Annotated in this window: 17 protein-coding genes; all 17 read right to left on the bottom strand. The window is 41.2% G+C overall.

Features of this window, described 5'->3' with window-relative positions; genetic code table 11:
* Positions 1–29: 29 nt before the first annotated feature.
* The 17 genes from ABEQ24_RS12635 to purR all read right to left on the bottom strand — a co-directional run bounded on the left by ABEQ24_RS12635 (position 30) and on the right by purR (position 16,328).
* A complete protein-coding gene (locus ABEQ24_RS12635; protein WP_070877661.1) occupies positions 30–482 on the bottom strand; it encodes a S1 domain-containing RNA-binding protein in 453 nt (150 codons plus the stop codon).
* 81 nt (positions 483–563) lie between these two features.
* Positions 564–944, bottom strand: a complete 381-nt coding sequence (locus ABEQ24_RS12630) for an FtsB family cell division protein (protein WP_430007111.1) — start codon at positions 942–944, stop codon at positions 564–566.
* A 13-nt stretch (positions 945–957) separates the two neighbouring features.
* Positions 958–1,587 (bottom strand): spore cortex biosynthesis protein YabQ, encoded by a 630-nt coding sequence (gene yabQ, locus ABEQ24_RS12625; RefSeq protein ID WP_430007110.1) that lies wholly within the window; start codon positions 1,585–1,587, stop codon positions 958–960.
* Entirely contained in the window at positions 1,584–1,889 is a 306-nt protein-coding gene (gene yabP / locus ABEQ24_RS12620) for a sporulation protein YabP (RefSeq protein ID WP_070877658.1), read from the bottom strand. Before yabP ends, yabQ begins: the two co-directional genes overlap by 4 nt.
* 92 nt (positions 1,890–1,981) lie before the next feature.
* Entirely contained in the window at positions 1,982–2,245 is a 264-nt protein-coding gene (locus ABEQ24_RS12615) for an RNA-binding S4 domain-containing protein (protein ID WP_070877657.1), read from the bottom strand.
* 15 nt (positions 2,246–2,260) lie between these two features.
* Positions 2,261–3,730: a nucleoside triphosphate pyrophosphohydrolase gene (gene mazG, locus ABEQ24_RS12610; protein ID WP_430007109.1), complete on the bottom strand. Its 1,470-nt coding sequence runs from the start codon at positions 3,728–3,730 to the stop codon at positions 2,261–2,263.
* Positions 3,731–3,750: 20 nt separating this feature from the next.
* A complete protein-coding gene (locus tag ABEQ24_RS12605) occupies positions 3,751–5,343 on the bottom strand; it encodes a putative polysaccharide biosynthesis protein (protein ID WP_430007108.1) in 1,593 nt (530 codons plus the stop codon).
* 266 nt (positions 5,344–5,609) lie between these two features.
* Positions 5,610–6,146, bottom strand: coding sequence for a stage V sporulation protein T (gene spoVT, locus ABEQ24_RS12600; RefSeq protein ID WP_070877654.1), 537 nt, complete (start codon positions 6,144–6,146; stop codon positions 5,610–5,612).
* 204 nt (positions 6,147–6,350) lie between these two features.
* A complete protein-coding gene (gene mfd / locus ABEQ24_RS12595) occupies positions 6,351–9,881 on the bottom strand; it encodes a transcription-repair coupling factor (RefSeq protein ID WP_430007107.1) in 3,531 nt (1,176 codons plus the stop codon).
* Positions 9,882–10,035: 154 nt separating this feature from the next.
* A complete protein-coding gene (locus ABEQ24_RS12590) occupies positions 10,036–10,266 on the bottom strand; it encodes an anti-sigma-F factor Fin family protein (RefSeq protein WP_070877652.1) in 231 nt (76 codons plus the stop codon).
* Between the two features lie 65 nt (positions 10,267–10,331).
* The gene (gene pth, locus ABEQ24_RS12585) at positions 10,332–10,889 is read right to left on the bottom strand and encodes an aminoacyl-tRNA hydrolase (RefSeq protein WP_430007106.1); all 558 of its coding nucleotides are present in this window, start codon (positions 10,887–10,889) and stop codon (positions 10,332–10,334) included.
* A 210-nt stretch (positions 10,890–11,099) separates the two neighbouring features.
* On the bottom strand, positions 11,100–11,750 hold the full coding sequence (locus ABEQ24_RS12580; protein WP_430007105.1) for a 50S ribosomal protein L25/general stress protein Ctc: 651 nt from the start codon (positions 11,748–11,750) through the stop codon (positions 11,100–11,102).
* 183 nt (positions 11,751–11,933) lie between these two features.
* Positions 11,934–12,887, bottom strand: coding sequence for a ribose-phosphate diphosphokinase (locus ABEQ24_RS12575; RefSeq protein ID WP_430007104.1), 954 nt, complete (start codon positions 12,885–12,887; stop codon positions 11,934–11,936).
* A gap of 139 nt (positions 12,888–13,026) precedes the next feature.
* The gene (gene glmU / locus ABEQ24_RS12570; RefSeq protein WP_430007103.1) at positions 13,027–14,382 is read right to left on the bottom strand and encodes a bifunctional UDP-N-acetylglucosamine diphosphorylase/glucosamine-1-phosphate N-acetyltransferase GlmU; all 1,356 of its coding nucleotides are present in this window, start codon (positions 14,380–14,382) and stop codon (positions 13,027–13,029) included.
* A gap of 215 nt (positions 14,383–14,597) precedes the next feature.
* Positions 14,598–14,888, bottom strand: a complete 291-nt coding sequence (gene spoVG, locus ABEQ24_RS12565; protein WP_070877647.1) for a septation regulator SpoVG — start codon at positions 14,886–14,888, stop codon at positions 14,598–14,600.
* Between the two features lie 216 nt (positions 14,889–15,104).
* Complete coding sequence (locus ABEQ24_RS12560; protein WP_430007102.1) at positions 15,105–15,482, bottom strand: RidA family protein; 378 nt, start codon at positions 15,480–15,482, stop codon at positions 15,105–15,107.
* A 9-nt stretch (positions 15,483–15,491) separates the two neighbouring features.
* Positions 15,492–16,328, bottom strand: a complete 837-nt coding sequence (gene purR / locus ABEQ24_RS12555; protein ID WP_430007101.1) for a pur operon repressor — start codon at positions 16,326–16,328, stop codon at positions 15,492–15,494.
* Positions 16,329–16,379 lie beyond the last annotated feature (51 nt).

Here is a 16,379-nt window from a genome sequence, read left to right as displayed (position 1 = left end):
TTTCAGCATTTATATCAGATAGCAGCAAGTTAACCTCTTCTTGCTCCGCGACCGCCGCGCTTTGATTCTGTATTGCGTTTAAGTGATGATAAGCGATCCTCACTGTCTTTTAAGAACCTGCTCATCTTTTGCTCGAAATTCTCTTTAGGGCGGAATTCATTTGTGTTCGTTCTGCCTCTTGGACGATCTGAGCGGTTTGGACGGTCTGAGCGATTCGGGCGTTCTGAACGTTCTGGGCGCTCAGGACGATCAATTGCCTTTTTAATTGACAAGCCAATTTTTCCGTCTTTCTCTACATTGATGACTTTAACGGTTACCTCGTCACCGACTTTTAAGTGATCGTTAATATCTTTCACATAATTATCAGCAACTTCACTGATGTGGACGAGCCCTGTAGTGCCACCCGAAAGCTCTACGAACGCTCCGAAATTTGTAATGCCCGTTACCTTACCTTGTAACTTGCTGCCAACTTCTATCGACATAAAAAAAATGCTCCTCCTTAATAAACATAAAAAACTCATTTATTTAATTATACATAATCCAAAAATCAAGTGTCAACAACACTACTCTTTATCTTTATTTGGCAACGTGAAGATAATCTCGTTGTCTTCTGATAAAAAATAGTCCCGACGAGCAATTTTAGCAATATACTCATCATCATTCAACTTTACGATTTCTTCCTCTAATATCTTTTCATCTTTTTGAAGCTCCGTTAATTGAGTTTTAAGTTCTTTCTTTTGATGAACCTTCTCATTAATGGCACTTGATTGAGATATGAGAGTCGTTAATACGATAACAGAAGTTACCGCCGCAATCAATCCAAATAATGTAAGGCGTCTGATTAATCCTCGTTTGCGCCTTTTTAATATTTGATCTTTCCGCTCCTGCTGCTGCATATATTGTGATTGAAGCTGCGTTATTTTCCGATCTTTTGCGAGACTCATTCATTAGCCTCCTTTATTTCTTCTTTTTCCACGAAATCCATAAGTTACCACTCTTATTCTTGATTTTCTCATAAAATCCTGCTGTTTTCTTGAAAAACCTGTAAAAAAAGTTTCTGATGGACAAAGGAATTAGTTTCCACAATCCTTTTAAGATCCAAAAAACGGGAGATAACAGCACTTTTAAAATAAGAAAAATCACTCTTGCCATCCATTTTAACAAGTTCCATAAAAAAATGACAAGTCCGCTTATAATCGCTGTCAATAAATTAAAAATGCCAATAACGGGCTTCACCAACAAGAAGTTCCCAAGCTTCAGCACCGTCTTATAAATACTGATCACACACTTAATGATGAATTCGAGAAGTGCTAAGTAAATGCCCTTGATCAAGCTCTGATAAGCTGCATATCCGCACAGCAGGGCAAGCAGAATGTAGACGCGGAATTCTCCTTCATTCACGTTCAGGAGAACATAAAATAAAAGGAGGCCCTGAACGAGCCAAAATAAGATGTCATTTATGAAAACGACCCATTTGGCTCTTCTCGGCCGCATTAGAAAGCGGCCGTAAGTATCAAGAGAAGCGCCAATAAAACAGCCTGAACATACCATGGAAAGCATCGTCAGGAATTGAGTGGAGAGCGTCATTTAAACAACTTGCTAAAGAGTCCCTTAGCTTTCTCCGTCTGATGCTCATCGAGATAGACAAGATCAAAAATTCTTCCTTTAATCGAGACGATCCCTTTATCAACGTCCAAATTTTTCATTTGGAGATTCTCGCCGCGGATGGCAAGAGCGCCCATCACCGTTTCAAGCAGAAACTCTTCATTATCAAAGCTTTCCACATGTGTTACTCCTGTAATATCAAGCAGTTTACGGCCTCTCATAATAACATCATGCTCTTGGATCGTTCCCTTAGGCTGTGATTGATTATCATAATATTGATTCATTGCCAACCCCCGCATTCTTCTAAGAAATATTCTTACCTATTTCTATGAGCCGGGAATGCGAAATAGAACAAGCCCTCGTATGATATCAAATCCTATTCTTCACTGATCTTTTCTTCTTTTACAAGAGAATACATGCCTGCAGCATCCTCTTTTTTGGATGAATCCTGCAGGTTTTCAATTTTTACCGTAATGCGCTTTTGGCCGAATCGAATTGCAAGTTCATCACCCAATTTCACAATAGAACTTGCTTTTGCAACTGTGCCGTTTACTGTAATTCTCCCTTGATCAGACACTTCCTTTGCAAGTGTACGTCTTTTGATCAGTCTTGAAACCTTTAAAAATTTATCTAGTCTCATCTTTTCAGCACCCCTTTATAGCCCTTTGCTTTTTGCTTCATTCCAGTAAGAATCCATTTCTTCAAGAGACATCTCTTCAAGGTTTTGATTAAGCTCATCTGCTTTTTTCTCTATATATTCGAATCGTCTTTTAAATTTATGATTGGTATTCGATAAGGCTTCCTCAGGCTCTACACCGTAAAATCTTCCAATATTGACCAGTGCAAAGAGGATGTCCCCAAACTCTGCAAGAATTTTCGATTGATCCGCGTGTTTTTCAGATGTTTCAGCCTTGAACTCCTGCAGCTCTTCCTGAACCTTTTCCCATGCTGACTCAGCATGATCCCAGTCAAAGCCGACTTTAGCTGCCTTCTTTTGAATATGGTAGGCCTTAGACAATGCAGGGAGTGAGCCGGCAATTGACTTCAAAAGAGACTCTTTTTCATCTGATCCCTTTTCTGCACGCTTTATCTCCTGCCAGTTTGACAGTACTTCGTCCGAACCGCTTACAACAGCTGTTGAAAAAACATGAGGATGTCTGCGGATCATTTTTTCTGTTAATGTTCTGATGACATCATCAATGGAAAACATGCCATCGTCTGAACCAATTTGAGAATGAAGCATGACCTGAAGGAGAACATCTCCAAGTTCTTCAGCCATATGGTCCTCATCTGCTTCGTCAATGGCCTCAATTAACTCATAGCATTCTTCAATCAAATATTTTTTCAGAGATTGATGGGTCTGCACGAGATCCCACGGGCATCCGTTTGGTCCCCGAAGCTCCGCAATCACCGAGCGCAGTGCAGAAAATTGGTGATACAGAATGCTCTCATCCTCTGCGGGAGGCACATACACACTTGTTAAGTTGTTTACCGACGTAACCCGGTCAAGCTCAAAGAGAGGCACCTTTACGATCTTTTGCTGACTGCTTCCGGCCGCTGTAACAATCTGAACCTCATAGTCATGAGGCAAATCTTCCATCAGCGTCAGTTTCACCTCAGAAGCAACCATTTGATCATATACCTGGCAAATAATCAGGTGCTGTCTGTAATTTAACTGTTCTCTTTTCATCGTCAGACCATCTGCCATTTGGAATCCGTCAATCGGGTCGATTTGAAGCGCAGTAAATGTTGCATCTAAAAAGCTTTGTCCTCCCGCTATATGGATCTCAAAGCCTCTCTGTCTTCCATTTTGAAGCAGCAATTGAACTGTCTGCTCTGCAACAAGGGGATGTCCGGGAACAGCGTAAATAATCTCTTTATCTTCCGCTTCCTTGTACAGCTCCAGTTCAATTTTAGCGTAAACATCTCCGAATTGATCATTCTCTTCGTAGAGGTGATCAAATGTTGTGTATTCCGGGAGTTCTGCCAGCAGTTCATCAACAACCGGATGTTCCTTTGTTCTTAAAAACAAGTGGGAGGCTGATGTAAGTGTTCGATAAACTCCAAGCGGCAAATGACTGGCATCCGAGCCCCCAAGTCCTACTACTGTAATCTTTTTCACCATCATTCCATACCCCGTTTCATTTATTTTAAAAACTTCTCAAGTTTCTTTCCGCCCGGAAAGGCAGCGAGTTCGTTTTTCGTAAAAATTGAAAGCTTTAAAACAGCAAATAGATAGATCACCGCTCCTGCTAATGCACCTGATAATGATCCAGCTGCAGCCGCCATTCGGTTATGATCAGTCCAATATTGATCAAAGACAGACATATACAGAAAAAGCAGCGCAAGCATCAGACCTGCAGCGGCTGCTGTCTTCTGCATATCCACCCAGCTGATGATCATGTACCCTTTCTTTTTTAAATACCATGCATTCAAAAGAGCGATCACTGCATATGCCGCAACGGTTGCAATAGCTGCTCCCTCCGTATTCATCGACGGCACCAAAAGAATGTTTAAACCGAGTTTAACCGCACACCCAATGACAACTGCTGCTGCAGGAAAAAAAGTAAAGCTTAGACCCTGCAAGATAGCAGACAGGGTCAGGGCATAGGATGTAAACAAGACAGATATGCCTAAAATTCCAAGCACATTCGTTCCTGATGCATCCCGGAACAGCATGATGTTAGTCGGCTCCATAATCATGATAAGCCCTGCTGCCGCCCCTGTTCCAATCACCGTGCAGATTTTCATGGAACTCGTTATTTTATCTGCAATCACACCATCTTCATGATTCTTTTTCGCATATGATATAAGCGGAACTAATGATAAGGAAAAGGATGTTGCAACAACTGTTCCTATCTGGATCAGAGGCTGTCCCCTGTCATATATCCCTTTTAGGGCCTTGGCTGCTGACATTTCTATTCCGTTAGAGCGGAGCGCCGAATAGAGCTGCATGGCATCGATCATTTGGATAAAAATCAGCATTAAGCTTGTGATGCAAATGGTCATTGTATTGATTACTAAATACTTAAAAATAGTTTTAGTCTGAATGAAGGATTTCCCTGTTTGAAAAAAAAGAGCGCTTCTTTTATCCTTGGCTAAAAATATGGATAATACGGCTGCTGCTGCAATTCCGCCAGTTAAAGAGCCGAACAGCGCCCCTTCTCCAGCTTCATACAGAGAGTAGCCATTTTGAATCAGAATATATGAAAAAAAAAGAATCGTCACAACTCTGATTCCTTGTTCTGTTACTTGGGAGAGAGCGGTAGGCAGCATATTATCTAACCCTTGAAAATAACCTCTTGCAATTGATATAAAGGGAAGCAAAAGAAAAGAGAAAGAAATAATTTTAAGCAGCGGGGCAAGCTCCGCATCACCCATAATTTCTGAAATGTACACTGCGCCTGAATAGAGGCATAAAAAGAAAAAAACACAAACGGAAAGTAAGAACAAAAAGGAAATCCTCAGGATAGAAAAAAGAGAGGATTTGTTTTCTTTATCTCCAAATTCAATGATTAATTTAGAAATAATAACCGGAAATCCGGTTGTAGCAAGCATAATAGCAATCCCGTAAAAAGGATAAACCTGCTGATATATGTAAAATCCGATGTCTCCGACAATATTTTGATAAGGCACCCTGTAAGCAGCGCTCATGATCTTTATGATAAGTCCCGCAAGCGTCAATACATAGGCACCTTGCAGGAAGAGATTTGCTGTTCTATCAGAACGGACGTCCATCGCCCAATTCTCCTTCCACTTTTAAGCTGAACGTGCCTATTATATCACAATTTGCAACCCGCTAGAAAAGCGGAAGCGCCCGTTTAGCGCAGACAGACAGATAAGGATCCGACAGAAAAGGCGCTTTTTGCCAATACTTGCGGATCCGTTCTGGCCGAGGAGTTGGGCGATGGAGCTAGACATCATTGTTCAAGACGATATAAATACTGTTAAACAGGAAAAGGCAGCAAAAAATCGCTGCCTGGATAAAACCATATGAATAATGACTACTGTTCCATTTGACGCGCCAAAAATCCAGCTGCTGTTTCTACTGCTTTATGCTCGACTTCGCCAACAGCCTGATCCTTTGAAAAGATCACAACAGCACCGATAGGATCTCCATTAGCAACAATCGGTCCAACTGTGAAGGATTTAAGCTCTTCGCTTGTTCCATCTATCAATTGGATATTCCCGCCTTCTGTGTTCAGCACAGAGCTTCGTTCTTCCATCGCTTTTTCAACCTGTTCGCTAATATTTTTATTCATGTATTCCTTTTTGGAGCCGCCTGAAACTGCTATGTATGTGTCACGGTCACATATCAGCACGGGATGTCCAAGACTGTCATATAGAGCATCGGCATATTCTTTGGCAAAATCGCCAAGCTCACTGATTGGTGAATACTTTTTCAAGATTACTTCTCCGTCCCGGTCGACGAAGATTTCAAGCGGATCTCCTTCTCGGATGCGCAGAGTCCTGCGTATTTCCTTCGGTATGACCACACGGCCTAAATCATCAATACGACGTACTATACCAGTTGCTTTCATCTAATGCTGCCTCACTTTCACTTGATGATTGTGTACTAGGATGATTGTTGGCGCAAGCTAAAAGTGAGCCTTTTTTTGCCACAACCATCATTGCTTAGAAATAGTATTCTTCAGTAAAACACGCAATATACACAATCACAGCGGAATTTTCTTGAATAGGCAGTATTTTCTTTTCAGCTTAGACAAAAACAACAGGTATTAAACTCAGTTTGCTGAAATCTCTTCTTTTTTTACCGATCCTAATCCATTTAGGAGCTCTGAAGCAATCTTCAGCCATTTATCCGTATTGATGCCTTTTAATTGAATGGTGATTTTCAGTCTTTTACCATCCATTCCGAGACCGACAGCTCTTCCGTACTTATTGCTCAGTTCAAACAGCTTCTGACCGTCAATCAGTCTGCTCGCATCTTCACTGACGTATAGAGCAACTGCATCTTTAACCTGTTTAATCATATCAACCTTCTCTTGGACAGCAAAAACTTTAAGCTTTGCAATCTGCAGAAGATAACCTACCTCTGCCGGATAATCCCCGAATCGGTCGACGATTTCTTCCTGCAGTTCTTCTAGATCTGCTAAAGAAGCAACTGCTCTGAAACGTTTATAGATATCGATTTTCTGTCTGCCGTCTGAAATGTACTCTTCAGGCAGGTATGCATCCACTTCAAGATCAATTTCCACTTGGAACGGCTTTTCTTTCGGCCCGTCTTCTCTCCGTTCCTCGATTGCTTCCTTCAGCATCTGAGAATAAAGGTCGAAACCAACAGAATCGATGAATCCATGCTGCTGGGCACCAAGCAGATTTCCTGCCCCACGGATAGAAAGATCGCGCATCGCGATTTTAAAGCCAGAACCAAGCTCAGTAAATTCTTTTATTGCCTGCAGACGCTTTTCTGCCACTTCAGTCAAAACTTTATCTTTTCGGTACGTAAAGTAAGCATACGCAATTCGGCTTGAACGGCCGACACGCCCTCTTAGCTGATAAAGCTGAGATAGGCCCATCTTATCTGCATCATGGACGATAAGGGTATTAACATTTGGAATATCGACACCTGTTTCAATGATGGTCGTACTGACAAGCACATCAAATTGCCCATCAAGAAAATTAAGCATCGTAGATTCAAGTTCATTCTCTGACATTTTGCCATGGGCGTATGTCACACGTGCATCAGGTACAAGCATAGAAATTTCATCCGCTTTGCGGTCAATATCGTCAACGCGGTTGTATAAAAAGTAGACTTGGCCGCCCCTTGCAAGCTCTCTTTCAATGGCTTCACGGACGAAGCCCCCATTATATTCAACAACATATGTCTGAACAGGGAACCGGTTCTCAGGCGGTGTTTCGATAACAGACAAATCGCGGACTCCAAGCATCGACATATGCAGCGTGCGCGGTATAGGGGTTGCTGTTAAAGTCAGGACATCAATATTTGCCTTCATTTGTTTAATTTTCTCTTTATGCGTAACACCAAAGCGCTGCTCTTCATCGATGATCAAGAGGCCAAGCTCTTTGTACGTAACGTCTTTAGATAAGAGCCGGTGTGTACCAATAACCATATCAACTGTGCCATTTTTCAGGCCTTTTACCGTTTCGTTCATTTCTTTTCTTGATTTAAAACGACTTAACAAGCCTATATTAATCGGATAATCCTGAAACCTCTCTCTGACTGTTTCAAAATGCTGTTGTGCAAGAATGGTCGTCGGAACTAGTAGTGCAACCTGTTTTCCATCAGCAACCGCTTTAAATGCAGCACGGATCGCAACCTCTGTTTTACCATAGCCCACATCACCGCAAAGAAGCCGGTCCATAGGACGTTCCCGTTCCATATCAAGCTTGATTTCATGAATGGAGCGCAGCTGATCTTCTGTTTCCTGATAAGGAAAGACAGATTCAAACTCGCGCTGCATTTCACCATCAGGCGAAAATCCGTAGCCTACACTAGCTTCCCGCTCAGCATACAGCTTGATTAAATCATCTGCTATATCCTGAACAGATGATTCAACCTTCTTCTTAACCCGCTTCCAGTCACTGCCGCCAAGCTTGTAGATCTTCGGTTCTTTTCCTTCTGAACCGACATACTTCTGAATGAGGTCAATTTGTTCAACCGGTACATACAGCTTGTCGCTTCCGTGATAACGGATATGCAGATAGTCTTTGTGAACGCCGTTAATCACCAGGGTTTCAATTCCTAAGTATTTACCAATCCCGTGATTTACATGAACAACATGATCTCCGACTTGCAGTTCCGAATAGCTCTTGATTCTCTCTGCATTTGATATCTTTTGGCTTTTTGGCTGCTTTTTCACTCTCTTTTTAAAGAGTTCTTCTTCAGTAATTACAGCAAGCTTCTGCATAGGAAGTTCAAATCCAGTTTGCAGATCGCCTTCCATAAGATAGAGATTCCCAAGCTTTGGCGCTTCATTTTTTTTCAAAAAAGCTGCGGTGATGTCATAATCGGCAAGCACGCCTTCAAGCTTTTTAACTCTCTCTTCTGTTGCCCCAAGGAAAACAACCGAGAATTTCGCTTTTTTCCATCTATCAATTTCACTTTTCAATACGTGCATCTGTCCATGGAAATTTTGCATCTGCTTACAAGATACATTCAGGATATTCTGAGGACTTGTGTGCGGAACATGACGTAAAAATAAGGATAAATAGACAAGCGGATGTTTTGTTTTAGTCAGAACATCTGCATATTTATGTGACATCTGAACATCATTTACAATTTTCCCGTGTTCAAGCAGGCTCGTATACCAGTCAGCTTCTTCTTTTTCGAGATTTTCATACATTTCCTGAATTCTGCTGACTTCATCCATGACAACGATTGTCTGCTCATGAAAATAATCTAGTAAACTAGCAGGCTTCTCATAGAAGTATGAAAGATATTTAAACATTTCCTGATTAAACCGGCCATTCCTTAATTGTTCAAGCTCATACCCTATATTCTCTGCCAGAATTTCTTTTTGCTTTTCATCCTTCAAACGCTTCAAGCTATAGGCTAAGCCGTTTTCAAGCTTCTGTATGCATTTATTGATTCTGCTTTGATCCACAATCAGTTCTTCAGCTGGACCGATATGAACTTCTTTTAGCTTAGCAATCGAACGCTGGTCCTCACTGTTAAAGGAACGGATTGAATCAATCTCGGTGTCAAACAGTTCAATCCGGATTGGATATTCTTCCGTAAGAGGATAGATATCCATAATTCCGCCTCTTAAACTGAACTCTCCTGGAGCTGAAACCATACCGGCTCTTTCATACCCCATCGTAATTAAAGATGCCATTGTTTGTTCAAGATCCAAATCTTGTCCAAGCTTTAAGTAAAACTGATTTTCAAGCCATGCTTTTTTAGGCGGCAAGAACCTTCTGAGTGCTGCGACCGGAGCAACGATTATTCTTTTTTTATTTTGTGATAGTTGATTCAGCACTTCCATTCTCTGTGCTTTTAACTCGGGACTTGCTACAGCAAGTTCAGATGCAATTAATTCGTTCACCGGATACAGCAGAACCTGATCACCGACAAGGTTGACCAGGTCTTCATAGATCTTTTGCGCCTGAAACAAATTATGAGTAATCATCAAAATCGGTTTATCTGAATGCTGATAGAGTGAAGACGTGAAAACAGACCTTGCAGAGCCGGATAAGCCTGCTACGAGCTGTTCTTTCAAGCCTCCTTGAACCCCTTCAATAATTGTCTGAAAATCGTCATTATCATAAAAGTAATGCTGCAAACTTTGCAAAGGCTAAAACCTCCCCTTTTGTTAGTGATAGAAAGGCGGATGTCGATCTCTCTATTAATGGATGGTCAGAAGCCAAAACTAGCACCTGGCCATAAACCTAATTACTGGATTTAACGGAAAAATGCCTTGGTTCCTTTCGTCACCAAAGCTTTTCCTATTGAATAAAACGCTGCAGCTGATGATAATCAGGATTTCGCTCTAATGCTTCCTGACAATCCTCGCAAATGGTTTTTACAAGTATATCGCCATTCGACTCATATGATATCATTTCTTGTCTCTCTTCCTGCGACAGGTGATGAAACCCCAGTTGCTCGCTGTAAACTGAAACGCTGTCAATTGTTCCAACCTCTACGCCGCAATGACGGCATTTATAGTGTAGCGCCACTTAAAAGCCCCTCCTGAAAAGGTTTTTAAATCTAGTATGAACCTTCAGGAGTCTGCTTATACTCTTCAGTTATATTTGTTCATCACCTGTAAAAAAGGCTCTTTAATAAAGCTTTCACACGCATCTGCAGATAATGAGATTGCATCTTTTATGCTCGGCTGTTCTTCTTTTCCAAAAGAGCCCAAAACATAATTTGAAACGCTCATGCCGCCAGATGGACGGTCGATTCCAATGCGCACACGGTTAAATTCCTGTGTGTTTAAATGCTGAATCATTGATTTAATTCCATTATGTCCGCCTGCACTGCCTTTTGTTCTCATACGCACTTTTCCAGCCGGCAAATCAAGATCATCGTAAATGACAGCAATGTCTTTATCCTCAATTTCATAATAGTCCATTAAAGGTCTGATGCACTCACCTGAAAGGTTCATATATGTAAGTGGTTTTAATAATATGATTTTCTCGCCGGAAACATGACCGATTCCAAAGATTCCGTTAAACTTTGAACGATCAAGAGGAATGTTCAATCTCTTTGAAAGTTCGTCAATCGCCATAAATCCGACATTGTGCCGTGTATCCTCATATTGCTTCCCTGGATTCCCAAGTCCAATGAAAAGTTTCATTCTCGTACCTGCCTTTAGTCTAGAGGTGGTATGACTGTGCTTAAGGCTGCGCGCCTCTTGCCATACTTCCCCGGGTTATGTTCAAAAAGGATGATGCGGATTGGAGCAGAGTTATCCCAATCAAAATCATCACCCTGAGTTTAGTATCTTTTTTCTCTATTTAAACAATACCATAAAAAACGCAGCCATTAAATGGCTACGTTCAGCAAATCATGATTGTTTTTCATCTTCAGAGGAATCTTCTTCGTTCTCTCTGCCTTCAGCATTATCAGGCTCGCCAGATTCCTGCTGCTCGCCGCTGTCAATTTCCTCTTCCTGCTTTGGAGGAAGGATAGAAGCTACCACTTCATCTTCTTCATGATTGAATGTGTACTTCCCAGAAACCTTCACATCTTTAATTGTCAGAGTATCGTTTACACCAAGCTCTGAAATATCTACCTCAATGGATTGCGGGATATCACCAGGTTTAGCTGTAATTGATGCCTGATACATAGGCTGCTGAAGCACTCCGCCGTCTTTTACGCCAGCTGCATCGCCTGTCAGTGTAACCGGAACCTCAACCACTACGTCTTCTTTAAGATTGACAACATGGAAATCAGCATGCACAATTTCATTTTTTAGAGGGTCAGTCTGCATTTCATAAAGCATGACCGAATGGGACTTTCCATTTAAATCAAGTTTTATAATCGCGTTGCGTCCTTCATCACGCAGCGTTTTAATTAATTCGATGCTATCTAAGGAGATTGATTTTGTATCAGTTGACTTACCATAAATGACAGCGGGAACTTGTCCCTGTTCACGAACCTTTCTTCTTGCTGAGTTTGTAAATTCTGTTCGTTCTTGCACTTTTAATGTTGTCATAGTCCAAAACACCTTCCTAACGATAAGTTATGTCTTATTTAATTCCCATTATCGTAAGGGTCTAAACATTTTTCTTTAGAAAAGGGCGGTTTTTTCCGAGGCTGCTTTGCTGGATTGCTGCTTTGCTTAAAACAAAAAAACACCCTCTGTGCCTAAAGGGCGTAAGGGTGTTCTTGCAGAGCATTAATCAAAAAGTGTGCTTACAGATTGTTCTTCATGAACGCGGATAATAGCTTCACCGATTAGAGGCGCAACTGACAGCTGTTTCAGCTTGCCAATTTTCTTCTCTTCGCCCAAAGCAATAGAGTTTGTAACGACTAATTCTTTAATATTTGAGTTTTCAATACGCTCAATCGCAGGTCCTGATAAAACAGGGTGAGTACAGCAAGCATAAACTTCTGTTGCTCCGTTTTCTACTAATGCGTTAGCAGCAAGTGTAATCGTTCCAGCTGTATCAATAATATCATCAATTAAAATAGCTGTTTTGCCTTCAATATTCCCTACAATGTTCATAACTTCAGCAACATTTGGTCTAGGACGGCGTTTGTCAATGATGGCAATCGGCGCTTTCAAACGGTCTGCAAGTTTGCGGGCACGCGTTACACCGCCGTGGTCAGGCGAAACAATGACGATGTCCTTTAAGTCTTTTTCAAGGAAGTACTCTGAAAGAATCGGCACACCCATTAGATGGTCAATTAAGATGTCAAAGAATCCCTGAATTTGCGGTGCATGCAGATCAAGAGTGATGACGCGGTCAGCGCCTGCTGTTTCAAGCAAGTTAGCTACAAGCTTAGCCGTAATCGGCTCACGTGCACGCGCTTTGCGGTCTTGGCGTGCATAGCCATAGTAAGGCATTACAATATTGATTGTCTTTGCAGATGCCCGCTTAAGCGCATCAACCATGATCAATACTTCCATCAAGTGTTCATTAACCGGAGCACTCGTTGATTGAATCACGAATACATCACAGCCGCGGATACTTTCTTCAATGTTAATTTGAACTTCCCCATCACTGAAACGAGTTACGGAACATTTACCTAAATCAACCCCAACTTCATCAGCAATCTCTTGAGCTAAAGCCGGATTTGAATTTAGCGTAAAAATCTTTAAATTAGAATCTGCATAACGATTAGACATATTAAAAGGAGACCTCCACTAGGTTTTATTAATATTGAGAAGTAATTATTCTTGCGCATTAATGTCCTGCAGCGCCTAACTCCACGGTCAGAACAGATCTGCCATGCCTGCGCCGAACAAGGCGCGCCACCGCTTTTCTTTACTTCATATACTCATCTTTATTAACTTGTCTTGCACGCGCAATAGAAAGCGCCTTGCCTGGTACATCATCCGTTATTGTTGAGCCTGCAGCAACATATGCTCCTTGTCCAACTGTTACAGGTGCTATTAAATTTGAATTGCAGCCTATGAAAGCACCATCCTCAATTTTAGTAAGGAATTTATTCTTGCCGTCATAATTGACCGTAATGGATCCGCAGCCAAGGTTTACATCTGCACCGACTTCAGCATCGCCGATATAGCTTAAATGAGAAGCTTTGCTCGCTTTGCCCATTGCTGATTTTTTGATTTCGACAAAATTGCCGATCTTAACTTCATCAGCAATAGATGATGCAGGTCTGATGTGCGCAAATGGCCCGATATTTACATCATGGCCAATTTCACTGTCATGTGCAACAGACTGGCGGATTGTTGTACGATCTCCAACCGTGCAGTCTTTCACTTCAGTGTGAGGTCCAATAACAGAATCCTCTCCAATAACGGTATTGCCTGAAATGACAGTGCCAGGGTAAATCACAGTGTCACGTCCAATTTTAGCATCACTTGAGATGTATGTGTTGTCAGGATCAATAATAGAAACCCCGTTTTTCATATGAAAGGCGTTTACCCGCTTTTTCATATACTGCTCAGCTTGCGCAAGAGCTACTCTGTCATTTACTCCAAGCGTCTCTTCAAAAGATGCCGTCTGGTATGCAGAAACGATTTCATTGTTCGTTTTTAAGATTTCAATCACATCAGGAAGATAATATTCACCTTGTGAATTTTCATTTGACACTTTTTTCAGTGCATCGAAAAGAGAACGGTTGTCGAAGCAATACGTTCCGGTATTGATCTCCTTGATCAAAAGCTCTTTTGCATTTGAATCTTTGTGCTCTACAATTTTTTCAACGCGGCCTTCAGCATTTCTGACAACACGGCCGTAGCCTGCAGGATCATCTGCTTTTGCTGTAAGAATTGTAGCTTTTGCATTCATTTCTGTATGATGAGAAAGTAAAGATGCCATTGTATCTGCTGTTATTAAAGGAGTATCTCCGCAGATAACAATAGTCGTTCCTTCTAAATCTTCTAAATGAGCTGCTGCCTGCATAACAGCATGAGCCGTTCCGAGCTGTTCGCTTTGAACAGCATACTGGATACTTTCACCAAGCTGATCTTGTACTTTTTCCGCTCCGTGACCTACTATGGCAACGATTTTGCTTAAATCTAATTTAGAAACTTCATCAACAACATGCTGAACCATTGGCTTGCCGCCTACTGGATGCAGCACTTTATAAAGCTTTGATTTCATTCTAGTGCCTTGTCCGGCAGCTAAAATTACTGCGTATCGGTTATCCATATTCAGGCCTCCAATATACCTTTTTATCCATAGAAAAATATATCTCAAATAGACCCTTATTTCAAGAAAACATATGAAAGTACATAATTTTTCATAAAATTGTCATGATATGTAAGGCTCATTTCTTATTTAAACAGCAACTTAGTTTTGGCTGTTAACAACAAAAAAGCCGAATAGGACTAAGTCCTACCCGACTTTCAAAGTGCTTCATATAATCAAGAAGCGCCTGCTTCTTCAAATTCAACTTCTAGTTCACCTAAACGATGATACTCGGCTAATACGGCCTCTTGAATTTTCCCGCGAGTTCCAGAATTAATAGGATGTGCGATATCTCGGAACTCTCCGTCTGGAGTGCGTTTGCTTGGCATTGCTACAAAAAGGCCATTGTTACCATCAATCACACGAATATCATGAACAACAAACTCATGATCCAACGTAATTGATGCAATCGCTCTCATGCGGCCTTCGGTGTTTACGCGGCGTAATCTTACGTCAGTTACTTCCATTCTGTTCACCACCTTTTCCCTGTATGAAAAACTTTAGTTAAGTTATTCAACGGAATTTTTCTTTTTCCTGCAAGATTGGAAAAATATTTTGAAAAATCAGGTGATTTTGCTCATTTTTAATTGGTGTTCTTGTTTTTGACGTTCATTTAAGAGATCATGCTGGACTTTTCACCCTGCAGACCCCATAAAAACAATTTTCTTCTTGCAAAAAAATGATCAGTCAACAGAAGCAATAACTTCAATTTCCACCATTGCATCTTTAGGCAATCTCGCTACTTCAACACATGAACGGGCAGGTTTATGGTCGCTGAAGTATTCACCGTACACAGCGTTAAATGCTGCGAAGGTATTCATATCTTTTAAAAATACGGTTGCTTTTACGACAGTCTGCAGAGAGGCACCCGCTTCTTCAAGGACAGCTTTTAAATTTGAAAAAACCTGATGTGTCTGCTCTTCTATTGAGCCATTTACCATATCACCTTCAGCAGTCAGCGGAATTTGACCGGAACTGAAGAATAAACGGTCAATAATCATTCCCTGACAATATGGTCCAATGGCTGCCGGAGCCTTTTTTGTATCAACTTTTCTCATCATAATCTCTCCTTATAATGTTACTTGGTTTAAAAAGCGGAAGAAGTTTCCGTCCATGACATCAATTTGTTTATCTTTTACATTTACATCTGTTAATTTCACAACAGATATGTATTCATCAACAAGGCGTTCTTCTACACCTTCTGATTCAACCAGCACGCCGATTCCAGCGAGATTTGCATTAAACTCTTCAAGCATGCTGACCATTCCATTTATTGTTCCGCCGGCTTTCATAAAGTCGTCAATAATCAGGACATTTGAACCTGTCTTCAAACTTCTTTTTGATAAAACCATTGTCTGAATTCTCTTGGATGACCCTGAGACATAATTGATGCTGACAGTCGGCCCTTCTGTCACCTTACTGTCTTTTCTCACAATGACAACTGGTACGTCCAGCTGATTTGCAACTGCGTAAGCAACTGGAATTCCTTTTGTTGCAACAGTCATGACAATATCAATTTTCCGGTCTGCGAAAACAGATGCAAATAAACGGCCAATCTGATTGACGATCGTCGGGTTGCCAAGTATATCCGTTAAATATAAATAACCCCCAGGCAGCAGGCGTTCAGGTTTTGCCATATGAGCGCAAAGCTCAGAAATAATTTCTTTTGCTTCACTTACCCCGATTTTAGGAATAAATTTAACTCCTCCGGCAGCGCCCGGCACGGTTAAAAGGGAACCGATGCCCCTCTGTTCAAAGGTTTGCTTTATGATCGTCAAATCTTCACTGATTGAAGACTTGGCTGATTGGTACTGATCAGAGAAAAAAGTTAAGGGAACAAGTGCATGTGGATGTTGTAGCAAGTAATAAGTCATATCAACAAGCCTTCCACTGCGACGAAATTTCATGGAATAACCTCCAAAATCCGAATATTTTAAAGATAATATAACTTAATATAC

The sequence above is a fragment of the Metabacillus idriensis genome, assembly GCF_050483325.1.
Lineage (GTDB): Bacteria > Bacillota > Bacilli > Bacillales > Bacillaceae > Bacillus_P > Bacillus_P idriensis_A.
Note: the sequence above shows the minus strand (reverse complement) of the source record. Positions and strands in the feature narration are given on the sequence as shown.